Below are 23,446 nucleotides of genomic sequence, written 5' to 3' on the forward strand. Positions count from 1 at the left end.
GCATGGCCCGGATGGTGCTGAACGGGTGATCATCGACCTCAGCAAAGTGCCTGCTGCCAAAGTGCCTGCTGCAAAGTAAAAAACCATACAGATTCCCCTGTTTCTTGCACCAGGAGAAGCAGGGGATTTCACCCAGAAAGCGATAAGATCATAACCATGAAGACCATTCTGGCCATCGAAGACAATGCAGGGGTGCGGGACCTCCTGAGGGAGTACCTCACCGAGCAGGGCTACCGGGTGATCTGTGCCAACAACGGCAGGGAGGGCCTGTATACCGCCCGCCACCATCCACCCGATTTGATTCTGCTGGACGTGATGATGCCCGAGATGGACGGTCTGGAGTTCCTGAAGGCTTACCGCAAGACCTCCAACACCCCGATCATTTTTCTGACCGCCAGGGTGATGGAACTCGACAAGGTGCTGGGTCTGGAACTCGGGGCGGACGATTACATCACCAAGCCGTTTTCCATGGCCGAATTGCTGGCCCGCATTCGGGCAGTGCTGCGCCGTGTGGAGGGCACCCCCAACAAGCAGGTCTTTGAGTACCCCAACCTGATGCTGGACCGCGATGCACGGGTGGTGAAGGTCAGTGGCAAGGTGGTGGATTTGACCCGCAGTGAGTTTGATCTGCTGAGCGTGTTCATGGAGTCCCCTTCGCGGGTGTTCAAGCGCTCAGAGTTGCTGGACCGTTTGCAGGAGGAGGATGCACTGGCTTCTGAAAGGACCATTGACGTGCACATCCGCAACCTGCGCAGCAAGATCGAGGAGGACCCCAGCAGCCCGAAACACATCGTGACGGTGTTTGGGGTGGGGTACCGTTTCAGCCCAGAGGAGCGTTAAAATGAGAATTTCGCTGGTGTGGAAAGTGATGGGGGCCTTCATTCTGGTCAGCGTGCTGAGCGTGCTGAGCGTGGGGTTTTTTGCCCGTTATGTGACCACCCAGCAGTTCGGTCAGTTTCAGGACCAGCAGATTCTGAGCAATTACGCGACCATTCTGCAGGATTACTACAGCCAGCACCACACGTTTGCGGGGGTGTTCCCGGAGCAGAGGAATGGCCCTGGTCAGGGTCCAGCTTTTGTGATTGCAGGTCCCGATGGGAAGGTCATTGTGGGCAACAACCGGTTCAGGTCAGGAGAGGTGTTGCCCGGAGACATCCAGAAACGCAGTGTGGAACTTCAGGTGGACAACCAGGTGGTGGGTGAACTGGTGTTGCTGCCCAGAAACAATGATCCCAGACCCAATGGGCTGGGTCCCAGAGAACGGGAGGTTTTGAGCCAGATTTCTGCGGCCATTCTGTATGCCATGCTGGCCACGGTGGTGGGGTCGGTGGTACTGGGGGCCATCCTTTCCGGGGTGCTGCTGCGGCCTGTGAGAAAGCTCTCCGAGGCCATTCAACTGATGCGCTCCGGGCAGACCCTCCCGGTGGCATCTGCGCCCAGAGATGAGCTGGGAGATGTGCTGATCGCCTTTTCAGACATGAGCCATGAGGTGAACCACGCCAACCAGTTGCGCAAGCAGATGACGGCAGACATCGCCCATGACCTGCAAACCCCCCTGACGGTTTTGCGGGGATACCTGGAAGCCATGCAGGAAGGCACCCTCAAACCCACCCCGGAACGCCTGAAAACCCTGCACCAGGAGGCAAGGCACCTTTCGGATCTGGTGGCAGATTTGCGCACCCTGTCTCTGGCAGATGCGGGTGAATTGCAGCTGCAAAAAATTGCTCTGGATCCTGCAGAGTTGCTGCAGGAGGCCCAGAACACATTCTTTCATCTGGCCCAGACCGCCGGGGTGGAACTGCGCACGGAGGTGGATGCCACCTTGCAGAGCACCCCCATGGACCCCACCCGCATGATGCAGGTGTTGAAGAACCTGGTGGGGAATGCCCTGAAATACACCCCTGCCGGGGGCAGGATCACCCTGGCGGCACACAGCACACCCACCACCACGGTGCTGAGCGTGCAGGACACCGGAGCCGGAATTTCCAGCGATTCTCTCCCCCTGATCTTCGAGCGTTTTTACCGGGCCGATGAATCCAGAAGCGGCCACAACAGCGGTCTGGGTCTGGCCATCTGCAAGTCCATCGTGCAGGCCCATGGGGGCAGCATTGAGGTGCAGAGCACCGTTGGAAAAGGCACAACATTCAGCCTGAGCCTGCCGGTCTGAGGGCAAGGGGTTTGCCGCAAAAAGTTCCTGCTGCAGTTCTGCAAACCTGAAATTTCCACAAATCACCTGCCTTTATGTTTTGCTGAAAAGCTGTCTGTTTGTTAGACAAATGCGGTAAAGTAGAGGAAATGAAAAATCCCCTCCTCTGCTCTGTCTTGAACAACCGTCATCACAAAATGTGCTTTTACCGGTAAAAGCACATTTTGTTTTTACCTTCTAAAGGCATCTTTCTCAATGTGTAAAGTCAGGTGATGTGCTGTGTCCGGTTCTCAAAATCAAAACCCGCCACAGCACAACCAGCAAGACACCAGGATGAGGTAGCGTTGTGGGCATCGATGGGATTTTCAATGCAAATGCAGAACTGGTCTGGGGCAGCGAACGCCTCAAAAACCTGTTTTCTGGAAAACACCCCTGGAACCCAGAGCAGCCTGTGCGGGTCCATTCTGAAACTGCAGAACACCTGGCGTTTCACCAGGGGGAGAACCTGCTGCTGGTTGTGCCTGCCCACACCCTGCCGCTGGAGTCCACCCTCCTGCATGGCATTGTGCTGCTGGAGCCTGAAAACAGCCTGCAAGCCCTGCATGCTGCGGCCTACACAGATCCCCTGACCCAGCTGGGCAACCGGCGGGCCTTTGAGGAAACCCTCAAGCAGCATACCCAGAGCACAGACCCACTGGCCCTGGTGATTCTGGACCTGGACGGCCTGAAAACCATCAACGACCAGCATGGCCATTTGCAGGGGGATGCTTTTCTGAAGTTTGTGGCCCAGCAGTTGCAGGCCCAGCTGAGGCCCTCAGACCGGGCTTTTCGCATTGGTGGGGATGAATTTGCCCTGCTGCTGCACGGTCTGAAAGCCGCCCAGGTGCATGTGGTCTACGAGCACATGCAGGCCATCCGGCAGCAGCTGAAATCCAGTGCGTTCCCAGAAGGGGATGTCAGTGCAGGGGTGGCCTTTCACCCGCTGGAATCCATGGGAGATTCCCGCATTCTGCTGCGCCTGGCAGACGAGCGCATGTACGAACACAAGCGTTCCAAGGGCAACCCCGGTCAGGGAAGCCTGGTGGGGTCCATCAACCGTCAGGCGGTGATCCGGGGCATGGAGGCCACCCTGGAGGTGCTGCTGTCCAGAGAGGTGCCCACCGCCCATTACTGGCAATTGATGCTGGATTTTGCGGTGCAGATGGTGCCCAGTGCCCAGGCAGGCAGCCTGGATTTGTGGAACGGGCGGGCTTTTGTGAAGGTGGCACAACTGGGCTTCGATGACCAGATTCTGGGCCTGGAACTCACCCCGGAAGCCCAGCTGATCTGGTACGGCCAGAAGGAGCTGTACTGGCGAAAAGGCATTCCGCGCATCTTGCGGGATGTCCCGGTGATTTCCACCACCTCATTTTTCAGTGCAGAAATTTCCGGGGACCCGGAGCGCATCGGGGTGTTTGAGGGCTCCGGGCGTCTGGGAGACATCCAGTGCACCCTGAATGCCCCCATCACCCACCAGGGCAAGATCTATGGCCACCTGAACCTGGACAATTTTGTCAGCCATCTGGCCTTCAACCAGGACAGTGTACAGGTGACCCTGGACCTGATCCGGCAGTGTGCCACAGTGTGCCACAACTTAAACCTGCCGGCTTACCTCCCCTGACTCAAAGGAAAGCTGTATGTGGAGGGGCAATTCCAGAATGGCCGTGGTGCCCTCTCCAGGCTGGCTTTCCAGCCGCAACCGGCCCTGGTGGGCTTCCACAATCCAGCGGGCAATCGGCAGGCCCAGTCCGGTTCCTCCGGGGTCTTTTTCGCGGGAGAAGCTTCCCCGGTAAAAACGCTCAAACACCCGGGGCAAATCTGCTGCAGAAATGCCCATCCCTGAATCCTGCACCTGAAAAACCACCTGGTTTCCCCTGTTGCTGACCGTGACTGTAAGCTTGCCTCCATCGGGAGTGTATTTGGCAGCATTTTCCAGCAAGATCACCAGCACCTGTTTCAGGCGGTCATGGTCTCCCAGCACAGTGGCCGCTTCCATCTGCACCGAAACCTGGTGGGGCCGCAACTGGAAAGACACCGCATGCATGGCATCCGAGAGCACCTCTTCCATTTCCAGAGGATCCCGGCGAATCGTGGTGCCCGCATCTCCTTTGGCCAGGGCCAGCATGTCCTGCACCAGCCGCGAAAGGCGGGTGGCTTCACGGGCCACGTCTGCCAGCGCTTCTTCTTTGTCCTCTTCGGTCATGTTGGCGTAACGGTGGATCAAATCCAGGTTGCCCTGAATGGCCGTCAAGGGGGCACGCAGTTCGTGGGCAGCATCGTTGACAAAACGCTGCTGGGCCTGCGAAATCTCCTTGAGGGCCAGCTCGGCTTCTTTCAGGTCGGTGATGTCGATGAGGGCACCAGACATCAGGGCATGCTGGGCGTTTTGCTCCACCCGGCCCCGGTTCATCACCCAGCGCACCGGCTCATCGGGGCGTTGCACCCGCATTTCCATCTGAAAGTTGCTGTCGTTCTCCCAGGCATGCTGCAGGGCAGCCCTCACCTCGTCCAGGTCTTCCGGGTGAATGTGCCTGAGGAAATCCTCTTCCACCGCATCCTGAATGCCTTCCGGCAAACCCAGGATGCGGTCGGTCTGGCCCATCCAGCGGATTTTTCGGTTGTGGCTCTGCCACTCCCAGGTGCCCACCCGGGTGGCCTCCAGGGTCAGGTTCAGGCGGTCCTGGCTTTGCTGCAGCAGCACCGCATCCCGTTTGCTTTTGCTGATGTCTGTCACCGTGATTCCCACCCACTGCACCTGTCCATTCTGGGTGTGCACCGGGTACACGCTGCTCAGGCAGAAGCGGCATTCTGTTCCATGCTGAACATTGATTTCCAGATCGCGGTGGCTCTTCCCGGACAGCAACACCCGCTGGCACACCCATTCCAGTTGCCGCACCAGTGAACTGGGAATGTCCTTGCAAAAATGCTGCTCCATTTGTTCAACCGGCAGTCCAGCCAATTCAGCCAGGGTGCCATTGACATGCAAAAACTTCAATTCAACATCCAGCAGGGCCATGCCCACCGGGGCTTCCTGAATCATGGTGGAGAGCTGCAACTGGGTGCTGATGAGTTCATTGTGCAGGCGGTGGCGCTCCAGGGCGTTTTTGATGGTGCGTTCCAGCAGGTGCGCGTCCAGTCGGTTCTTGTTCAGGTAATCCAGTGCTCCGGCTTTCATGGCTTCCACTGCGGTGGATTCATCGGCATTGCCGGTCAGCACAATCACGGCTGGCTGGGAAGTCAGGTTCTGCAATTGACCCAGAAATTCCAGACCCGTCATGTCGGGCAAATTGACATCCAGAAACACCACATCTGGCGGAGCAATGCGGATGGTGCGCAGGCCATCCTGACCGTAAGCCGCCTGCAGAACGGTGGCTGGCAAACCAGGAACACGCTTCAGGTGGCGTTGCAGGATCTCCACATCCACGGGGTTGTCCTCGACCAGCAGGATCCTCAATGCTTCCATGATTGCACCTGTTCAGGCAGGACCACCCGGTCCAGCCAGAAATCCATCATCACCTGCACGTCTTGCACGAAATGGTGGGTGTCCAGTGATTTTTTCAGGTAGCTGTTGGCCCCCAGGCGGTAGCAGGCATCCACATCCCCCTGCTGCTCTGAAGTGGTCAGCACAATCACCGGAATGCTGCGCAGAACAGGATCGGCCTTCATGTCCCGCAGGATCTCGATGCCGCCCACTCCGGGCAAATTGAGGTCCAGAATCACCAGAAAAGGCCACTGCTCTGAGGCGTTTTCCCGCAGGAAAGGCAACACCTGATCTCCCTTGTTGAGGCGCGAAACAGGGTTTTTGCGTCCAGAGCGTTTTAAGGCCCAGCAAAACACCTCGAAGTCCTGATCGCTGTCTTCCACTGCCAGAATCTGTCTTCCCTGCACAACTTACTCCTGTCCTGCCAGCGTGAAATAGAAGGTGCTGCCCTGGCCCACCTGGGATTCCAGCCACACTTTGCCGCCATGCCGCTCGATGATTTTCTCCACAATGCTGAGACCTGCCCCTGTGCCGCCCCCGTATTCCTGCTGGGTGTGCAGCCGCTTGAAGAACTTGAAGATGGTTTCAAAGTGGTGCTGCGGGATGCCAATGCCGTTGTCCTTCACATAAAACACCGGAACCTGCTGGGGAAAATGTTCGGTGCCAGCGGGCCTTTCCTGAGCATCCAGGTAGCCCACCTCGATGGTGGGGATGTCGCTGTGGTTGTATTTGACCCCGTTGCTGATCAGGTTGTTGAACACCTCTCCCACCCGCACGGCATCTGCGACCACATGAGGCAAGGGGCGGGGCACCACCACACGGGCGTTTTGAACATCCATGCTGGGTTTCAGCAAATCCAGGGTGTCCAGCAGCACATCATGCAAATCCACCTCCCTGACGGCATAATCCACCCGTCCCACCCGCGAGTAACTCAGCAGGGAATCGATCAGGCTTTCCAGCCTGCGGGTCAGGCGCACCATGGTTTCCAGCTTGCGGCGGGCGTCGTCTTCCAGCTGGTCGGTGTAGTCCTCAGAGAGCATCACTGCATAGTGGTGCAGCCCCCTGAGGGGTTCTTTGAGGTCATGGGAAGCCACATGGGCAAAAGCGTCCAGCTCCACATTGGATTTCTCCAGTTGTTGATTCAGGTGCTGCAGCTCCTCGGTGCGGCGCAACACCACATCCAGAGAAGAACGGTGCAGCTCTTTGACGGCAGCCAGTTCGGACTCCAGCCAGGGTTCGCTGTGACCTTTGACAATCTGCTGCCAGGCCTCAAAGGAGGTGCGAGGAGACAGGCGCTGTCCCTGCTGGGAGACGGTTTTTTCGGGGTTGCCCCCCCAGGTGACCTGACGCACGGTTTCCTGGCGGAACCACACCAGCAGTTCAGGCTGGCTTCTGGAAAGCACCAGGGCCAGCAAGCCTGCAGTACCCTGCAAATCCACTCCGGGCTGCACCCCGTCCAGGTGATCGGTGGCATACACCCGGCCCTGCTCGGTGAGCCAGGGCACCAGTTGCTGCAGCGCCTGCTGATCAGGAGTCACCCCCAGCAGGGTGGTGCGGTCAGGTCCGATCACGGCCAGCCCATCACAGCGAACCATGCGGAACAGCACCTCTGCAAGGTCGTGGAAGGCCTCCTGCACCTGGGCGGTGCTGCCCAGATGCTCCACAATGCGGGCCGCGCTGGCCTGCATCTGGCTCTCCTGCTGGGTTTGTTCTATTTCCACTTTGCTGGACAGCTGTAAACTCAGCATCTGGCCCAGAAATTCACACATGGCCCGCAGGCTGTAACTCAGCACTTTGGGGGAGTTGTGGTGGCAGGCGATCAATCCCCACAGCTCGCCATCTTTGAGGATGGACACCGACATGGAAGCCCCCACTCCCATGTTGCGCAAATATTCCAGGTGAATGGGAGACACGCTGCGCAGGAAACAGTAACTCATGTCCAGAGGCTGGGGTCCCAGACCTTCATAGGACAGCAGGGGCACCGGGGTGTAATCCGAACTGCCAATCACCCGGATGTGGTTGAGCACATACAGAGCGCGGGCCTGTTTGGGAATGTCTGAGGCAGGATAGCGCAGTCCCAGAAAGGATTCCATGCCTTCTGCAAATTCTTCTGCAATCACCTGGCCGGTGCCGTCCTGGGCAAACTGGTAGACCATCACCCGGTCATAGCCCGTCAGGGAGCGCACCTCATGGGCCAGACGCTCACAGGCCGCCTGCAGTGAAGGGGCAGCACTGACCCGGTTCACAATGCTGCTCATCTGGCGGTAACGGTCGGTCCACTGGGTGGCGGGGGGAGAGGGTTCCAGTTCCAGCACCACCCAGCCCTGCAACCTGTGGGCCACCGCATCAAACGGTCTGCCCCCGGTGAACTGCAAGGGGAACACAAACAGCGGATTGGTGTGCAGGTCATCCCTGAGCAGGGCTTCTTCAAACACTGCCATTTGCTCTGGCCCCATGAACGGCCCGATGGGCACGTCCAGCAGGTCTTCTGGACGCAAACCCAGCACCTCTTGCACATTGGCGCTCACCTGCACAATGCGAAAGTCTTCCTGCATCACCAGCAAAGCCCCGTGGGGCTGGATCACGCCGGGAGTGTGGATGGGTTCACGGTCACAGTTGCTGAGGTCGATGGGGCTGTCTGGAGGCAACAATTCCAGGTCTTCCAGGGGATTCATGGCTGTGCTTTCTGAATCTGCTGCTGAAACAATTGGAAGGTGTCCAGTGCTCCCTGAAGCACCTTTTGAGGATCGGTGGTCTGGGATTCGATCAGGTGGCGGGTCTGCTTCCAGTGCACCCCGGTGTCTTGCTGGTATCCGCTGAAAAAGCGCCCTCCCGTCTGGGGCGTGATGCCAAGCGTTGCAAGGTGCCTGCCAATCACCTGACCGCCCAGGGTGGAGCCTTCCATCACGTAAACTGCACCCAGCACAGCCTGCCAGTCTGCAAGCTGAAAATCAGTGGGTCTTTCTGGGGAAGCAGTCACCTCAAAAAAAGCCAGATCTGCATCCAGCCAGGGCAGTTTGGGCAGAGGTTGCAGATCTGGCAGAGTTGCCCATTCGGAGCGCCCATACACCAGGGGTTCCAGAACCTGATGCACAGCATGAAAAGCACAGAGCAGCTGCTGGTAACGCTGCGCATCACGCAGGGCCAGCAGGTCCAGGGTGTTTTCCAGGTTCAGGTGAACTTCACGGGTCTGGTCTTTGAGGGTTTGCAGAACAGCACCTGCAGGGGGAAAGGATTCAGAAGAAAAAGCTGGCGCAACAACGGAGGAATTCTTCCCCTGTAGGTGAAATGACATACCTCAGATTAAGGATCTGGTTTGCTACTTCGGTGATTTATCTGACATTCTTTCCCTTTTCTGCAGAACAACTCTGTAATGTGGAAGCTTTATGACAGAAAAATGATAGGTTCTGGTGCTTTCTTTATAAAGTCTAACTCCTGGCCTTTTTCTTTTCAGGACCCTCATCCAGCAGAAAAAGACCTGCTTTTCAGCAGGTCCTGGTTCTTTGTTTGATCAATCCGATTACAGGAACTGGGCCAGATCTGCAGTCACTTCAAAAGCACAGTTGTCTTCAGATTCGTTGCGGATCAGGATGGACAGTTTTCCATTGGGATCAACGCCTGCTTTGGAGACATCAAACTGGTACAGCATGCTGCCTTCCCACAGGTTGTTGGCCCCTTTCTGCCAGTCGGTCACCAGGATTTTCCTGGCTGGAGCAGTGGGAGCCCCCTTGCCGTTTTTGATCATCACGGTGTAGGCATTGCGCAGTTTTTCTTCCTTGAGACCCGTCATGGTCAGGTACACCCGCAATTGCCCGCCGGGCAGGGTCTGGGCTTTCAGCAGGTCTTCGGGTTTGGGCGGGCTTTTGAACTGGTTTCTGGCATCGGTGGCGGCCAGAAACACATCATCGGCCTGTCCAGTCAGGGTGAGGGTTTTGGGGTAACTGCCCTTTGAGAAATCGGTGGGGGCTTTCAGCCAGTTGGCCACGCACTGGGGGCCACCATCGAAGACCTTGACCACATCTCCAGCTTTGAATTTGCCATCTGCAACAGTCAGATCCAGGGTCTGGAAGGTGCTGACTTCATCTGCACGGCCATAAGCGCTGTCGATGATGCGTTTGGTGGTGGCGGCATCCAGGGTGGGGGTAAACGCCAGGGCTGCACCGGCCAGCAGGGAGCTGAGGATCAGAATTTTACGCATGGTGACTCCTTTTTGGGCATTCCATGTGGAAGCGCGGAAGAAAAGACAGGACAGAGCTCTGCTGAAACCCCAGAAACGGCCAGGGGTTTCGCGGGAAAGCAAGGGCTTTTATTTCAGGTACACCAGACGGCATCTGGTGCTCACCTGCAAGAAACGTTCGATGTCTGCATCGTTCAGGATCACATTTTCTTTGATCCTGGAGTAGAACCCCACTGCTTTTGCAGCCTTATAGCGGTAGACTTCGCCGTCCAGGGCATTGTTCTGGCGGGCCTGATCTTCTGAAATGAAGTACTGCTGCAGTCCGGCCTGCACCAGATCGCTGGACACGCCCTGCACCAGTTCTTTGTCGGGCCACAACTGGCGCATCTTGCTGTCAAAGACAAAACTGGTGGGGGTGCGTTCCAGACCCAGGCCTCTGGCATCGATGAGTGCCGTGCAGGTCACGGGTTTGGTCTGGGGTGCAGGGCCAGCTGCGGTTTTTCCGGTGGTGCTGGGAGACACGGTGCCCTGGTTGGCAGGCGGGCGGGTGGTGGTGGGCGACCCGGTGGTGGAAGACGGTCCAGAGGTGGTGCTGGTGTTTTTGGGTCCGGTGGTGGCTGTGGTGGTGGTGCCCGGATTGGTGTTCTGGTTGGGATGGGTCACCGAGCCTGTGCTTTCAGGATTGCTGGTGTTCCCTGTTTTGGGTGCAGTGGTGCTGGTGGTGCCAGAAGGACTGTCTGGAGAGGTGCCCCGGTTGGTGCTGGGTGCCCCCTGGCTGGTGGTGCTGGTGGTTTCAGTGGGCGTGCCCCGCACGGTTGCGGTGGTGCCAGGAGTGGTGGTTTCTGCAGGTGCACTGGAAGAATTGCGGCTTCCGGTGTTGCCTGTGGTTTCCACAGGATCAGACTGGGAATTCTGACCATTCACCGCAGGTTTGCCTGTGGTGGTGGTTCCTTCTGGAGCAGGGTTGCCCGTTTTGGGAGCCGTGGCCGAAGTGGTGCCCGTGGGGACATTTTCTGCCTGCGTGGGATTCTTGGGGACCGTGGTGGAGGTGGTCCCAGAAGTGTTGTTCTCTGTTTTGGTGCTGGGGGCCACCGTCTGGGTTTCATTGCCCTGGGTCCCCTGATTGGTCTTGTTGATGGGGGTCTGGGTGCCCGTGGTGTTCGTGTTGCTGACCGTGTTGCTGGGGGTTTTGGCTGTGGTGGAGCCTTCTGGCGCAGTGTCCTGATCGGGCCTGGAATTGGCCTGTCCCTGCGTGTTCTGCTGGGTGGAAGGCTGTTTCTGGCCCGTGCTGCCCTCCAGCGCATTGGAAGAGGTCTCAGGACGGCTGGAATTCACAGTGCCATTGATGGTGCTGTTCTGGGGGGTGCCCTCTGTGCGGCTTGATGTGGTGCTGCTTTCCGTTTCACCTGTGGTTCTGGGCACGCCCGTGGTGCTGGAGTTTTCTGGCACAGAGGTGTTGTGGTACCAGGCATTCAGGCTTTCGGTTTCGGCCTGGGTGTTGGGCCTGCTGAGGCCCGTGGTGGTCCCGGTTCCCGTCTGGGGGGTGCTGGTGCGGTTTGTGGTGGCCGTGGTGCCAGAAGGCGCATCCGGGTTCTCACGGTTGACTGCACTGGTGGTGCCAGAGGGCGATTCAGGGACACTTGAATTTGGGGCATTGACCGTACCAGAAGTCGTGTTGCTGGAGGTGCTGTGTCCAGTGGCCGTTTCACCAGAGCTGCCTTCTGCGGGACGCTGTGGAGCAGAAGTGGCAGAAAGGTTTTCTTCCCGGTTCTGCGGCAGGGTGCTGCTCTGGGATTCGGTCTGGGCGGTGGTGTTGGGTCTTGCGCCCGTTTGAGGCAGGATTTCTGGTGCAGGTTCCACGGCCACCTCCTCTTCTGGCAAGGAAGGCAACCTGATCACGGGTGAACTGCCCACCGGAATGGGTGGGGCCAGGTTTTCCAGCTCCTCTTCTTCTGGAACGGTGGTTCCTGTGGAACCCGAAGGCACCGAAGACGTGGCGGTCTGCCCTGAACTGCCTGTGGAGGGTTTTCCCGTCTGTGGCTGAGTGGGGGTGGTTTTTGGAGGTGTTGCCGCAGGCACCTTCAATTCAATGATTTGCAGGGGGGGCAGGCTCGAATCCTGCTGCAAAGGTTTTTGCACCTGCGCATTCTGAAACTGAACCAGCAAGAGTCCAAAGCCCGCCGCAAGGTGCAAGGCCACGGTGATCAGGGCGGCACGCCTGCGTTCGGTGCTTTTCAGCATGCCGGGGAGGGCCAGGGTCACGTTACTTCTCCTCCGTGGCCAGGGCTATTTTCACGGTGCCCACCTTGCGGATGGCGTCCATGACCGAGACCACCACGCCGTAATTGCTGCTCTGGTCGGCACGCAAAGCCACAATGCCTCCACTGTTTTTCACAGCTGTTTTGACCTGGGTTTGCAATTGCTGCAGGGTCACCTGTTTGCCTTCCAGAAAGATGCTGCCATTTTTCTGAATGCTGATGGTGGGAATGCGGGTGGCGTCTTTAATGCTGCTGGAAGCGGTGGGGAGGTCCAGGGGCACGGTGCGGTCCTGGCTCATCAGCTGGCTGGTCAGCATGAAGAAAATCACCAGCAGCAGCACGATGTCCACCATCGGGGCAAAATCGAAGGTGACGTGTTCTGCTTCCCGGCGTCTGCTGCGTCTCATGCCTGAGACACCTTGGGTTTGGCGGGTTTGCGCTCGCTTTCGTAGGTGCCAAGTGGAACCCCGGTCAGCACGCCTTTCTGGCGCAGTCTGAACTCTTCCAGCCAGCTGTTGAGGGCTTCACGGGAACGGTCCACCTGCAGCATCACGGTGTCAGCGCGGTTGCGCAGCATCTGGCGGCCCACATAGGCCACAATGGCCACGATCAGGCCTCCGGCGGTGTTGATGAGGGCTTCGCTGATCCCGGTGGAAAGCTGGGTGGGGGTGGGCGCAGTGGTCTGGGAGAACACCATGAAAGAACGCACCATCCCGATCACGGTGCCCAGCAGGCCCAGCAGGGGGGCAATCTGGGCAATCACTCCCAGGGTGTTGATGCCCTGGTACACCTGGTCTTCTTCCAGCAGGGTGGCGTTTTGCATGGCCGCCAGAGAAGCGTCGCGGCCAGCAGGCAGGCGTTCCAGCCCGGCACGCATCACGTTGCCACTGGGCTGCTGGGCCTGGGAGGCCAGTTCTATCGCTCCTGCAAGGTTGTTTTGCATGAGGGCAGAGTGCACCTGGGTCTGCAGCAGTTTGACGTTGGGGTCCAGTTTCGAGAGCACCTGAAGACGGTAGAAGATCTGGTAAACCACGTAAAACGAAAGCAAAACGAGAATCCAGAGCAGCGGTCCAGCGGCTGTGAGCATGTCTAGCAACGGCATGGGTACATTATGGGAGTAAGTTGTGTGAGATGTGTATATACTGGATCACTGCAAGCCGGCCAAAAACATGCTGGTCCTCTGAAAAAACCTGCTTTTCAGAGCGCAAAAACAGATTGTATCCATGCACTCATTAAAGCATCTCATTAAGAATGGGTGAAGTCTGCTTGTGAGAAAAATTGCATCCAGTACAGCTTTCATGCAAAATAACCATGCAATACAGCAAAAGCCCCTGACACATGTGTCAGGGGTACAGGGTTGGGGCAAGGGCAGATCAGACAGCGGGGGCAGCGTAGGTGTTGCCACCGTAACGGGTCAGTACTTCGCGAATCTGGGTTTGCTGGGTGCCTTCGGCAACGTCCACAGCCACCAGCACATGGCCGTCATTGACCGAACGCTCGTAGTACTCAGCTTCATCTTTTTTGTAGCCAGCGTCAGCAAAAGCGCCTGCCAGGGTTCCGGTGGTGCCACCGACCACAGCACCTGCCACAGCACCACCGGCCACGGAGCCGAGGGTGGTGGCCAGTGCACCAGCGGTGATGAAGGGACCCACACCGGGGATCAGGGCAGCAGCAATGCCGAACAGGGCACCAGCAGTTGCACCAACGGCCAGACCACGGCCTGCACCTTCACCCACATCCTGGCCCATCATGTTTTCTGCATCGGTATCGTTTTTGGACACAAAAGAAAGGTGGGTGTCGGCAATGCCAAGGCGGCGCAGTTCGCTGACGGCCTGTTCAGCCTGGGAACGGTCATTAAAAACAGCAGTGATTCTATCCATAATTACTCCTCCTAAGAGAGAACAACCCGTTGATCAAAATGATTCAGTTGCTGTCTTTTAAAAGACAGTTTCTGAACTCGTCTTCGGTTGTTTCTATGGACATTATTGCAGAAGGTTTATGACAATGATGTAAACTTTTGCAGTGAATTTTCATTTCTCTTAAGATAATAGGCAATCACACCATTTGATTCAGCTCAAATTCAGCCATATAGAACAACCGCCATCTTTATTGCCGTGCTTTTGGCTACAATTTTTGCAGGTTGTAAATCTCGCCACCATATTTGTGAAGCACCTGGCTGATCCGCACTTCTTCCTTGAGGCTTTCCATTTCGATGGCGATCAACACCCGGCCACCTTCCAGTTCCTTCTGGTGCGCCCGGTGTTCTTGCTGCCAGGAGGCTTCAACGAGAGCACCCGTGAGGCCTCCGGCCACCCCCCCCACCACACTGCCCCCCAACAGGCCTCCCAGTCCTGCACCCACAAAGGTGGGCCACAGGGCTTCTGGAACCACAGGTCCCACCGTGGGAATCAGGGCAGCCATGGCACCAAAGACCAGACCACTGAAAGCACCCCACATCAGGCCCCTCCAGGCTCCATGTCGGACCTCCTGGTTGGACAGTTTTTCCTGCTGCTGCTGAATTCGAAACAGAAAGGTATCCCAGATCCCCAGTTCCCTGAGTTCGGTGATGGCTCCACTGGCCTTGCGCTGATCGGAGAAAACGGCGGTCAAACGCTCCATGCAATCCTCCTCAACCTCAAAAAAACTTCACACCTGTGCCGGTCATCCAGAAGGCATCCACAGGTGCAGCAAGACGTTCAAAATGGGTGCAGATCCTGTCTTGTATTATTGGCCTGTCCAGCGTCTCATATTGTAAGAAGAAACCACCAAACCCCACACCAGACCCCTTGGACGAAGCCCGCAACTCGGGTAAAGTAAAGCATGAACCTCCTCACCTTCCAGTTGCCCAGAGGGGCAGGGACCATCGGGGTGCAAATCCCGGTGAGCCGCGAGGGTCTGGCCCGGGTGCAAACCCTGCTGGCCGATCCTGTGCTGCATGACCTGGATTTTGCCATCCAGGGCCTGACGGTGTCCCTCGAATTTCACAGTGCGGTTCTGGCCAATTATTTTGATCTGGAGGAAGATGCCCGCTTTCAGGGTCGCCTGAACCTGAACCTCACCGATCCAGAGGTGTACTCCATCACGGCCACCGTATGCGAGGTGGGATACGAGGCCCATGCTGTGACTTCCCTTCCGGTGCTGTGCCAGCTGGACCGGGAAGGAAACATCATGCTGGTCAGTTTGATCTGACCTGTTGCAAAACTACAAAAACTGCTGGAGTTCCCGGATCACAGCTTCTGTTTGTTCCGGGGTACCGTTGATTTCAGCCTGCAATTCGCTGCCTGCCGTGGCTCCCAGTGAAAGGAGCTGAATCACGCTGCGGGCATCTGCCATTCTGCTCCCATGCTGCAATTTCACCTGGGCACCAATGCGGGTCAGGGCAATGGAAAGCTGGGCAGCAGGTCGGGCATGAATGCCTGCAGGGTCGGTCACTTTAAAATTGAAAATCAAGCATGGACCTCAATGATCTTCAGGTTCTGTGGCACCTGTGCGGGGTTCAGCAGGTGGTCCGTATACCAGGTGTCCAGTTCTTCCAGGGCACCCACCCGGTAAGGCAGAAAAATCCCGTAGTTGCGCCCGAGGGCAATCACGTTTTTGCGCATGCTGTGGCCCAGCAGTTCCCGTTTGTAGCGGGCAGGTTCCGGGCTGGACACGGTGATGCCCGCCTGAGGATGGATGCCCTCCACCTCGATAAACGCCTGGTTGGCAATCAGGAAACGGATGTCCTGGCTGCTGACCTCAGGCAATGTGTAGCCTCTGGGGTGAAGCTGACCGCCCAGCAGAATCACATCCATGCTGGTGCCCTGCAAAGTCTGGGCGGCCTGCAGGTGGTTGGTGATCACCGTGACCCGTCTGGGGTGGTCTTTGAGGTGGCTGGCCAGCGCAGGCGCAACCCGTTCCCCTTCCAGAATGATCACTTCCCCGGTGCTGATGTCGGCCAGCATGGCCCGGGCAAAAGCATCGTCCAGGGGCTCAATCAGGGTGTTCTGGGAGGGGTTTTCTGCTCTGGGGGCAGTCGCTCCGCCCCTCACCCTTTTGAGCATCCCTGACTCTTGCAGGGTGCGAAGGTCGCGGCGCACGGTGGCTGGACTGACCCCCAGCAGGTCAGCAATCTCTTCGACCCGCAGGGCTTTGCGGTTTTCGATCAGTTTGAGCAGATCGTGGTGGCGCTCTGTGAGCATGTTTCAACGTTAGCACACTTCTGATCACATTGAGCAGAAAATGAAAGGCTTGAGCCATCTCTGGGCAGATTTTGCTGCACTTTTGCAGAATTAAGGGGACTTCACTCAGAAAGTGCTGATCTGAATTTGATCAATTCTGCACACGAATTGACAGTTCTGATCAATTGCCCTTAGGCTGAAGTATCCCCATCCGGGTGCATCTTGCCCCATCCCCCACAGAGCCATGACCATGAGCATCCTCCAGCAGAAAGGCAGCACCATGCGCATAGAAGGCACCCCGGTCATGCCCGGCATTGCCCACGGAACCCTGTGGTCTCCCGAGAAACCGGCAGATCCGGTGACCGGCACCCTGCAGGACTTTCTGGATGCCCGCAACAATTTTCTGGGCAGGTTGCAAACCCTGCCCGAAGAATTCCAGATCACCTACCGGGCCATTGCCATGGACGCTTCCTGGGACCATTACGTCCAGACCCACCTGAGGCACCGGGTGCTGGGGGATGCCATTTTGCTGACTGCAAGGCAACTTTCCGATCCGCTGTTCCAGCTGGAAGACCCTTACCTGCGTGCCAGGGGCGAGGACATCTTGCAGGTGGCGGCGACCCTGATCCGCATTCTGCAGGCCCCCACCACCCCACCCGAACATTCCATTTTGCTGGCCCAGGACGTCAGTTTGCTGGAACTCACCGAATGGAGAAACCAGCTTTCAGGGATGCTGCTGTGTGACATCTCTCCGACAGCGCATGTGGCAATCATCGCCCGCAGTTTCGGGATTCCCACATTGATTGTGAAAGACCCGCACCTGGACACCAGCAACACCCCGGCCATTCTGAACGCCTTTGAAGGCTGGGTGGAGGTCAGGCCGCAACAGGACACCTATTTTCATTTTCCACCCGAACAGCTGGATCTGGCTGCCAACCGCAGTCCGGTGTTCTACAAAGGGCAACCCCGCGGCGTGTGGGCCAACATCAACCGCATCGAAGACGCCCTGCTGGCTGCAGAACTGGGGGCAGACGGGGTGGGCCTGATCCGCACCGAGTACCTGTGCCATTTTGAGCAACACCAGCCCGGCCTGCACGAAGAAACCGCACTGTATGAGCAGGTGGCCCGACCATTGCACGGTCTTCCCGTCACCGTGCGCACCCTGGATCTGGGCGGAGACAAACCCTCATCTCCATTCCATGCAGGCCAGATGGACCAGGGCATGCTGGGTTTAAGAGGCATCCGATTGAGCCTCAAAGACCCCCTGGCTTTCAAACAGCACCTGCGGGCCATCCTGAACGGCTTTCGGGGCATGGATCTGCGCCTGATGTTTCCTTTTGTGACCACCCCTGAAGAATTTGTTGCGGCCAGAACCCTGGTGCAGGAGGTGGCAGGCAAAGACCCTTTGCCCACCCTGGGCATGATGCTGGAGGTGCCTGCTGCGGCTTTCATGCTGCCTGAATTTCAGGCCGCAGGATGCCAGTTCATCAGTTTTGGCACCAATGACCTGCAACAGTATTTCTTTGCTTCCAGCCGCACCACCCCCGAAACCAGCCACCTGCAGAACCCCTGCAGCCCTGCCTTCAAACGCCTGATTGAACACACCGTGCAGAGCGCCCGCACCCTGAACCTGGACCTCAGCGTGTGCGGAGAAGCCGCTTTTGATCCCAGACTCACCACCTTCTGGTGGGACCTGGGCATCCCATCCCTTTCGGTGCCTCCAGCCCTGATCCCCTGGCTCAAACACCGCACCCAGACCCTTGGAGGCGCATGATGTCAACCGCAATTGTGGTGGTGGCCCACACCCAACAACTGGCCCAGTCTGTTCTCGAACTCACCCTGCAAATGACCCGCACCCCGCACCAGATCTGGGCGGTGGGGGGCAGCGACCACGGTGGGGTGGGCACCAGTTCCCGCCGCATCGAAGAAGCCCTGCATGCCGCCCTGGAAAACCATGATGGAGCAGTGCTGCTGCTGGACCTGGGCAGCGCCTGCCTGAACGCCCGCATTGCCGCCGAAAAATTCCGGGACAAACCCGTTTACATTGCAGATGCTCCGCTGGTGGAAGGCTCCATCCTGGCCGGGGTTGCTGCTGCAGCAGGTGAAGCCCCCGAAACCGTCAAACAACGGGCCGAGGAAGCCAGGAATATCCGAAAAGTGATCGGAACAGTAGAATGAAGGTATCTTTCAAGGTTGATCCAGCCCCTGTTCCCCCACATGCCTCCTGGATCCCAGATTTGCCCTGACGCGGAGGACCATGAAGCACAACACACGGCTCTTTGGGGGATTACAGCAGGTCGGCAAGGCGCTGATGCTGCCTGTGGCCGTGCTGCCAGCAGCAGGTCTGCTGGTGGGCATTGGCACCCACGCTGCCAGCAACCACTGGCTGCCTGAAGGTGCAGCCAGCATCATGCTCAGTTCAGGAAATGCCATTTTGCACAACATCCCCTTGCTTTTTGCTGTGGGGGTGGCCACCGGGCTCACGGCTGGAGAGGGTGTGGCTGCCCTGGCCGCACTGGTGGGCTTTCTGGTGATGGTCTCCACCATGGGCAGCATTGCTGACCTGACCGGTTTCGATGCCGTCAAAACCAGTTTTGGCAAGAGCTTCATGACCCAGGTGATGGGTGTGAAAACCATCGACACCGGGGTGTTTGGCGGCATGCTGATTGGCATTCTGGCCGCAGTGCTCTACAACCGTTACCACACCATCAAACTGCATCCTGCCCTGGGATTCTTCTCTGGAAAACGCTTCATTCCGATCCTGACAGCCCTTTCAGCGGTTCTGATTGGCACCCTCCTGGCTTACATCTGGGTCCCGGTGCAGACCGGACTCGATGACTTCACCCGCGTGGTGACCGGCAGCAACCCCGAACTGAGCAGTGGCCTCTTCGGGTTTTTCAACCGCATGCTGATTCCCTTTGGCATCCACCACATCTGGAACAACCCGTTTTTGTACAGCCTGGGGGATTACGTCACGGCTTCTGGCGATGTGGTGCGCGGAGACAGTGCCCGCTTTCTGGGCGGAGACCCCTCTGCAGGTTTGTTCATGACTGGATTTTTCCCGGTGATGATGTTCGGGTTGCCTGCAGCAGCGCTCGCCATTGTGCACAGCGCCAGACCCGCCAAACGGGCACAGGTGGCAGGCATCATGTTCTCTGCCGCCCTGTCCTCTTTTCTGACTGGCATCACCGAACCCATCGAATTTGCTTTCATGTTTGTTTCTCCACTGCTGTACGGCATTCACGCTGTGCTGACCGGGGTGGCCTTCCTGATCATGAATGCTTTGCAGGTCAAACTGGGTTTCAGTTTCAGTGCTGGATTCATTGATTACGTGCTGCTGTGGGGACACGCCACCCGCCCCATCCTGCTTTTGCCTGTGGGGGCAGCCTACGCCCTGCTGTATTACTTCATTTTCAGGTTTGCCATTCAGAAACTGAACATCCCCACCCCTGGCCGGGATGACGGTTCCACCTCTCCCCTGCCCATTCAGGCTCCGGCACAACTGGCTTCAGAAGTGCTGGCCGCACTGGGGGGCAGCAGCAACATCGAGCAACTGGAAGCCTGCATCACCCGCCTGAGGATCAGCGTGAAGAACATGCAGAACGTCAATCCCACCCGCCTCAAGCACCTGGGGGCCTCCGGGGTGGTGCGGATCGGGCAGAATTTGCAGGTGGTGTTCGGAGGCCAGAGCGAGCAGCTCAGCACCGAGATTCACCAGTTGATGCACGGGGAGCGCACCCATGCACCTACCCCCCGCAAGGTGCAACAGGTGGGCGGAGGGGTGTTCATCCAGTCCCCCATGCGGGGCCGCATTTTACCGCTGGCGCAGGTTCCAGACGATGTGTTCAGCCAGAAATTGATGGGAGATGGATTCGCCATTGATCCCATCGACGGCTCTGTCTATGCCCCCTGCGATGGCACCATCGAGGCCCTGTTCCCCACCATGCATGCTGTGGCCCTGCTGGGAGACAGCGGCCATGAAATCCTGATCCATGTGGGCATCGACACGGTGCATCTGGGCGGTGAGGGTTTCTCGGCCCAAGTCAAACAGGGAGACCGGGTGAAGGCTGGAGATCTGCTGCTCTCAGTGAATTTGCCCCTGATCCGCGACAAGGTGCCTTCATTGATCACCCCGGTGGTTTTCACCAACCTGCTGCCCGAAAACCGGGTGCTGCTGGCAGATTCCGGGGTCAGCATCGTTTAAGCGTCTGAAGTTCAAGTGGAGGTCTGGAACACCTCCCACCAGGGAAGCTGCACCTCTGGCAACTGGTGGCGGCTTTTCCAGTACAGCGAGCCTGCAAAGCGCTGCTCTGTCTGATAAATGCCCCTCCACTCCCGAAAAAAGGCATCGGTGGCTTTCAGCAGGGTGAGGGCGTAGGCTGCGCCTGCTTCTGTTTTGCCATTCAGCACATCCCTGGCTGCAAGTGCAGCATAATATCCGCTGCTCAGGGCCTGACTGATGCCCTGAGAGGCAATGGGATCAAACGTAAACGCGGCATCTCCAACCGCCAGCCAGCGTTTTCCTGCAATGCGGTTCAGAAAACTGGTGCTGGCTGCAGCCGCTTTCCAGCCGCCTTCCCGAATGCTGGCAAGGTAAGCAGGGGTTTCTGGAACGGTGAAAAACATTTCGCTGCGGGCCTGGGGCAACTGGCTGGTGTACCACCAGCCGTCCGTTTCGGAGTGCACCTGAATCCAGGGTGGGCCTTTTACGGATTGATTCATCCTGAACAGTGCAACCTGTGCATCCAGTTGAATCCGGGAAATGCCAAGCTGGCGGGCAAACCAGGCCTGTCTGCCCGTGGCATCCAGCACAAAGTGGGCCAGCACCTCCGGGTGGTTGTGACAGGACACCCTCCAGCCTGTTGCGGTTTCCTGCACCCGCTCTGGATGCACCCCAGCAGAGAATTTTGCTCCTGCTTTTGCAGCCAGGGTCCTGAGGTGCTGTTCAAAAGCCTCCCGGTGCAAGGCCAGGCCAAACCTCTGGTGCACAGCAGGAAAAGAAGTCAGGTTCACTGCATCATTGCCCCAGCGAAATTCCAGACCAGCCGTGGGAACGGCCCAGGCTGGATCCGGAACCACCCCCAGTTTTTGCAAAATGGGAGCTGCCTGGGGAGGCAGGGCATCTCCAGGCTTGCTCCTTTGCGGGTGGCGTTCCAGCACCTGCACCCTCAGGCCCAGCCGGGCAGCGGTGAGGGCTGCGGCACATCCTGCAGGGCCTCCTCCCAGAATCAGCAGGTCTAGCGGTTCCACTGGTTGTACACCCGACGGGGCAATTTGCGGCCTTCTTCGGGCTGTGCTGAGGCCAGCAGTTTCATGCGCACTTTCTGGGGCTGGCTGAAGGCTTCTGCTTTTTCAACCAGTTGCAGGCTGTAATCGGGGCTGCCGGTCAGGGCCTCGTTGCGCCCGCTTTCCACCCACATCACAGAGGGATACCCTTCCCGCTGGACCGGGGTGGGTTCGATGATGCCCAGTTCCCACCACTCGTGGATCATGTTGTTGATGCGGTCGTAGTAACTGCTGCCCTGAATGTCCCGGTACCAGTCCTGGCGGTAAGAGAAGCGCTTCATGGCCTGCAGTTCAGGCAAATCAGGCTGTTCCAGGGCAGGCACAGCAGCGTCATTCATCACCTGATTGGGCACCCGGGCCGCCCAGAAACTCGGGGTGGACACGTAAAAATGCGGATCATAGCCAGAAGCGCAGGAGGCTTCATCGGTGTGCCAGGGGACACCCATCCAGCGGGTCAGGGAGCCGGGACCACTGGCAATCAGGGGGCCGGATTCTGGGTTGAGGCAAATGGCAGGATACAACACAGTGCCCCAGTCCAGCTGAGGGATTTCTCCTTCTGGAAGGAGTTTCAGGCGATAGGGAGCGGCCCACATTTCAGCGCGACGCATCACCCAGGTCAGTTCGATGCCGGGGTGAAAGGGACCTCCCAGACAGTCGTACAGTCCTGCCTGATTGAGGGCTTCACACTGCTGCAAAGCGTCCAGCTCCTGAAAAGGAATGTTTTCATGCTGTCCGAGGTCAGGCACAAACGCACCTGCAGCCCACTGCTGCAACGTCTGGTACATCAGGGGCGTGAGGGGGAGGTCGTTCAGAAAATCATCTGGATTGGCCTCTCCGAAACCATCCCCATAAAAAGGCGGAGCGTAGGCTTCCATGCGCTGATCTGCTGTGGGAGGACGGAACAGCTCAAAAATGCGCTGACGGAAAGGCTGGTTTTCTTCGCTGGCATCCGAAAGTTTTGCGATCAGGTCCGGGTCCTCAAAATTGAGGGGAGAACCGTACCCAAACGCCATGAACACCCCGTTGTTGACCCACTGGTTGGCGGTCAGGCGCTGAAAAATGGGCAGCACGTCTTTTTCAAAAGAGGGTTCCAGTCCGGGCACCCACCAACCCATGTCCTGGTACAGGTTGTGCACCACGTCCAGCATGGTGAGGGGACCATGCAAACCGGGGGCAAAGTTGGGGGGCGTCACCACCACATAAGCAGGCTCGGCTTCAAAAGTCTGGCCGCCCAGAGTCACGGTGGCCCGGACAGGACCATCTGACACATCGTCACACCAGCCGTCGTTGTTGGCAAAAGTGATGGGGCGGGCTCCTGGCTGAGCAGGGTAAGCCTGTCCATGCCCCCCCAGCACCAGCAAACGTCCATCCTCATCGGTGCGCAGTTCCCCCATGTACACATCCTGTGAAAGGCAGCTGCCATGAAATTCAAAATCCGTTCCGAACTGGTCGGTGCCAGAAATGCTCTTGCTGCCCGGTGTCAGGACGAGCTGGTTGCGCTCTTCTCCCTGAAATCCTGCGTTGCGTTTGGGTGCGGTTTTGGACAGTCCGCCCAGGTCCATGGCATTGATGAACTGGTACCAGCCTGCTTTCAGGTTGGCCAGTTCCACCCGCCAGGTGATGGTGGCTTCACTGGCGGTGATTTCCCGCACTGGAATGCCGTTTTCGTCCAGACCGTAGATGCGAAAACGGGCAGCCTGCCGTTTGACTTTGCCGTCCGGGTCTTTGAAACTGCCGTTTGCACTGGGAATCTCACCAGGGAGGTCCGGGGCCAGAAAGTAAGCGTCGGAATTGCCCACCCGTGCGATTCCAATTCCGGGGTAGATGGCCACACTGTGAATGGTTGAAGTCTGGGTCATGGAAGGCTCCTTGCAGTCCGCAGAAAATACCCCTGAAGGT

General features: G+C 57.9%; 21 protein-coding genes. 7 read left to right on the forward strand and 14 right to left on the reverse strand.

Going from position 1 to position 23,446, the window contains the following annotated elements; all coding sequences use genetic code 11:
- Positions 1-156: 156 nt before the first annotated feature.
- From IEY52_RS05525 to IEY52_RS05535, 3 genes are all read left to right on the forward strand, one after another.
- Positions 157-840 (forward strand): response regulator transcription factor, encoded by a 684-nt coding sequence (locus IEY52_RS05525; protein ID WP_189001132.1) that lies wholly within the window; start codon positions 157-159, stop codon positions 838-840.
- Between the two features lies 1 nt (position 841).
- Positions 842-2,167 (forward strand): sensor histidine kinase, encoded by a 1,326-nt coding sequence (locus IEY52_RS05530; RefSeq protein WP_189001134.1) that lies wholly within the window; start codon positions 842-844, stop codon positions 2,165-2,167.
- A 325-nt stretch (positions 2,168-2,492) separates the two neighbouring features.
- Entirely contained in the window at positions 2,493-3,806 is a 1,314-nt protein-coding gene (locus tag IEY52_RS05535) for a GGDEF domain-containing protein (RefSeq protein ID WP_189001136.1), read from the forward strand.
- On the opposite strand, the gene IEY52_RS05540 is transcribed toward IEY52_RS05535, so the two are convergent.
- From IEY52_RS05540 to IEY52_RS05585, 10 genes are all read right to left on the reverse strand, one after another.
- Entirely contained in the window at positions 3,780-5,648 is a 1,869-nt protein-coding gene (locus IEY52_RS05540; RefSeq protein WP_189001138.1) for a hybrid sensor histidine kinase/response regulator, read from the reverse strand. The two genes, IEY52_RS05535 and IEY52_RS05540, sit on opposite strands and share 27 nt — an antisense overlap.
- Positions 5,636-6,073 carry a response regulator gene (locus tag IEY52_RS05545; protein ID WP_189001141.1) on the reverse strand — a complete coding sequence of 146 codons (438 nt, stop codon included), beginning with the start codon at positions 6,071-6,073 and terminating at the stop codon, positions 5,636-5,638. The genes IEY52_RS05540 and IEY52_RS05545 overlap by 13 nt, the downstream gene beginning before the upstream one ends.
- Positions 6,074-6,076: 3 nt before the next feature.
- Positions 6,077-8,341 (reverse strand): ATP-binding protein, encoded by a 2,265-nt coding sequence (locus IEY52_RS05550; RefSeq protein ID WP_189001144.1) that lies wholly within the window; start codon positions 8,339-8,341, stop codon positions 6,077-6,079.
- Complete coding sequence (locus IEY52_RS05555) at positions 8,338-8,961, reverse strand: biliverdin-producing heme oxygenase (protein ID WP_189001147.1); 624 nt, start codon at positions 8,959-8,961, stop codon at positions 8,338-8,340. The genes IEY52_RS05550 and IEY52_RS05555 overlap by 4 nt, the downstream gene beginning before the upstream one ends.
- Positions 8,962-9,186: 225 nt before the next feature.
- On the reverse strand, positions 9,187-9,864 hold the full coding sequence (locus IEY52_RS05560; protein WP_189001150.1) for a hypothetical protein: 678 nt from the start codon (positions 9,862-9,864) through the stop codon (positions 9,187-9,189).
- A gap of 108 nt (positions 9,865-9,972) precedes the next feature.
- Positions 9,973-12,105, reverse strand: coding sequence for a hypothetical protein (locus IEY52_RS05565; protein WP_189001154.1), 2,133 nt, complete (start codon positions 12,103-12,105; stop codon positions 9,973-9,975).
- Between the two features lies 1 nt (position 12,106).
- On the reverse strand, positions 12,107-12,508 hold the full coding sequence (locus IEY52_RS05570) for an ExbD/TolR family protein (protein ID WP_189001156.1): 402 nt from the start codon (positions 12,506-12,508) through the stop codon (positions 12,107-12,109).
- Positions 12,505-13,203 carry a MotA/TolQ/ExbB proton channel family protein gene (locus IEY52_RS05575; RefSeq protein ID WP_189001159.1) on the reverse strand — a complete coding sequence of 233 codons (699 nt, stop codon included), beginning with the start codon at positions 13,201-13,203 and terminating at the stop codon, positions 12,505-12,507. The genes IEY52_RS05570 and IEY52_RS05575 overlap by 4 nt, the downstream gene beginning before the upstream one ends.
- Positions 13,204-13,474: 271 nt before the next feature.
- Positions 13,475-13,981: a general stress protein gene (locus tag IEY52_RS05580; protein ID WP_189001161.1), complete on the reverse strand. Its 507-nt coding sequence runs from the start codon at positions 13,979-13,981 to the stop codon at positions 13,475-13,477.
- Between the two features lie 244 nt (positions 13,982-14,225).
- Entirely contained in the window at positions 14,226-14,720 is a 495-nt protein-coding gene (locus IEY52_RS05585; protein ID WP_189001163.1) for a hypothetical protein, read from the reverse strand.
- Positions 14,721-14,921: 201 nt separating this feature from the next.
- Here IEY52_RS05585 and IEY52_RS05590 point away from each other — a divergent pair, with 201 nt between their 5' ends.
- Positions 14,922-15,290, forward strand: a complete 369-nt coding sequence (locus IEY52_RS05590) for a hypothetical protein (protein ID WP_189001165.1) — start codon at positions 14,922-14,924, stop codon at positions 15,288-15,290.
- Positions 15,291-15,302: 12 nt separating this feature from the next.
- Here IEY52_RS05590 and IEY52_RS05595 read toward each other — a convergent pair whose 3' ends face one another.
- Together IEY52_RS05595 and IEY52_RS05600 are read right to left on the reverse strand one after the other, a co-directional pair.
- Positions 15,303-15,533, reverse strand: a complete 231-nt coding sequence (locus IEY52_RS05595; protein WP_189001167.1) for an HPr family phosphocarrier protein — start codon at positions 15,531-15,533, stop codon at positions 15,303-15,305.
- A 14-nt stretch (positions 15,534-15,547) separates the two neighbouring features.
- A complete protein-coding gene (locus IEY52_RS05600) occupies positions 15,548-16,282 on the reverse strand; it encodes a DeoR/GlpR family DNA-binding transcription regulator (RefSeq protein WP_189001169.1) in 735 nt (244 codons plus the stop codon).
- A gap of 229 nt (positions 16,283-16,511) precedes the next feature.
- Here IEY52_RS05600 and IEY52_RS05605 point away from each other — a divergent pair, with 229 nt between their 5' ends.
- The 3 genes from IEY52_RS05605 to ptsG all read left to right on the forward strand — a co-directional run bounded on the left by IEY52_RS05605 (position 16,512) and on the right by ptsG (position 20,465).
- The gene (locus tag IEY52_RS05605; RefSeq protein ID WP_189001171.1) at positions 16,512-18,035 is read left to right on the forward strand and encodes a putative PEP-binding protein; all 1,524 of its coding nucleotides are present in this window, start codon (positions 16,512-16,514) and stop codon (positions 18,033-18,035) included.
- A complete protein-coding gene (locus tag IEY52_RS05610) occupies positions 18,032-18,439 on the forward strand; it encodes a PTS-dependent dihydroxyacetone kinase phosphotransferase subunit DhaM (protein ID WP_189001172.1) in 408 nt (135 codons plus the stop codon). Before IEY52_RS05605 ends, IEY52_RS05610 begins: the two co-directional genes overlap by 4 nt.
- A 79-nt stretch (positions 18,440-18,518) precedes the next feature.
- Positions 18,519-20,465, forward strand: a complete 1,947-nt coding sequence (ptsG, locus tag IEY52_RS05615) for a glucose-specific PTS transporter subunit IIBC (RefSeq protein WP_189001176.1) — start codon at positions 18,519-18,521, stop codon at positions 20,463-20,465.
- Between the two features lie 11 nt (positions 20,466-20,476).
- Here ptsG and IEY52_RS05620 read toward each other — a convergent pair whose 3' ends face one another.
- Together IEY52_RS05620 and IEY52_RS05625 are read right to left on the reverse strand one after the other, a co-directional pair.
- Positions 20,477-21,511 (reverse strand): NAD(P)/FAD-dependent oxidoreductase, encoded by a 1,035-nt coding sequence (locus IEY52_RS05620; protein ID WP_189001179.1) that lies wholly within the window; start codon positions 21,509-21,511, stop codon positions 20,477-20,479.
- Positions 21,499-23,406: a LodA/GoxA family CTQ-dependent oxidase gene (locus tag IEY52_RS05625; RefSeq protein ID WP_189001199.1), complete on the reverse strand. Its 1,908-nt coding sequence runs from the start codon at positions 23,404-23,406 to the stop codon at positions 21,499-21,501. Before IEY52_RS05625 ends, IEY52_RS05620 begins: the two co-directional genes overlap by 13 nt.
- Between the last annotated feature and the right edge of the window lie 40 nt (positions 23,407-23,446).

Source organism: Deinococcus roseus (genome assembly GCF_014646895.1).
GTDB classification, from domain to species: Bacteria; Deinococcota; Deinococci; order Deinococcales; family Deinococcaceae; genus Deinococcus_C; species Deinococcus_C roseus.

Bases quoted from the DNA above. Each gene is read 5' to 3' on its own strand.
- IEY52_RS05585 (WP_189001163.1), bottom strand. From the start codon at position 14,720: ATGGAGCGTTTGACCGCCGTTTTCTCCGATCAGCGCAAGGCCAGTGGA.
- IEY52_RS05600 (WP_189001169.1), bottom strand. From the start codon at position 16,282: ATGCTCACAGAGCGCCACCACGATCTGCTCAAACTGATCGAAAACCGC.
- IEY52_RS05625 (WP_189001199.1), bottom strand. From the start codon at position 23,406: ATGACCCAGACTTCAACCATTCACAGTGTGGCCATCTACCCCGGAATT.
- IEY52_RS05570 (WP_189001156.1), bottom strand. From the start codon at position 12,508: ATGAGACGCAGCAGACGCCGGGAAGCAGAACACGTCACCTTCGATTTT.
- IEY52_RS05605 (WP_189001171.1), top strand. From the start codon at position 16,512: ATGAGCATCCTCCAGCAGAAAGGCAGCACCATGCGCATAGAAGGCACC.
- IEY52_RS05540 (WP_189001138.1), bottom strand. From the start codon at position 5,648: ATGGAAGCATTGAGGATCCTGCTGGTCGAGGACAACCCCGTGGATGTG.
- IEY52_RS05530 (WP_189001134.1), top strand. From the start codon at position 842: ATGAGAATTTCGCTGGTGTGGAAAGTGATGGGGGCCTTCATTCTGGTC.
- IEY52_RS05590 (WP_189001165.1), top strand. From the start codon at position 14,922: ATGAACCTCCTCACCTTCCAGTTGCCCAGAGGGGCAGGGACCATCGGG.
- IEY52_RS05550 (WP_189001144.1), bottom strand. From the start codon at position 8,341: ATGAATCCCCTGGAAGACCTGGAATTGTTGCCTCCAGACAGCCCCATC.
- IEY52_RS05580 (WP_189001161.1), bottom strand. From the start codon at position 13,981: ATGGATAGAATCACTGCTGTTTTTAATGACCGTTCCCAGGCTGAACAG.
- IEY52_RS05610 (WP_189001172.1), top strand. From the start codon at position 18,032: ATGATGTCAACCGCAATTGTGGTGGTGGCCCACACCCAACAACTGGCC.
- IEY52_RS05575 (WP_189001159.1), bottom strand. From the start codon at position 13,203: ATGCCGTTGCTAGACATGCTCACAGCCGCTGGACCGCTGCTCTGGATT.
- IEY52_RS05560 (WP_189001150.1), bottom strand. From the start codon at position 9,864: ATGCGTAAAATTCTGATCCTCAGCTCCCTGCTGGCCGGTGCAGCCCTG.
- ptsG (WP_189001176.1), top strand. From the start codon at position 18,519: ATGAAGCACAACACACGGCTCTTTGGGGGATTACAGCAGGTCGGCAAG.
- IEY52_RS05555 (WP_189001147.1), bottom strand. From the start codon at position 8,961: ATGTCATTTCACCTACAGGGGAAGAATTCCTCCGTTGTTGCGCCAGCT.
- IEY52_RS05525 (WP_189001132.1), top strand. From the start codon at position 157: ATGAAGACCATTCTGGCCATCGAAGACAATGCAGGGGTGCGGGACCTC.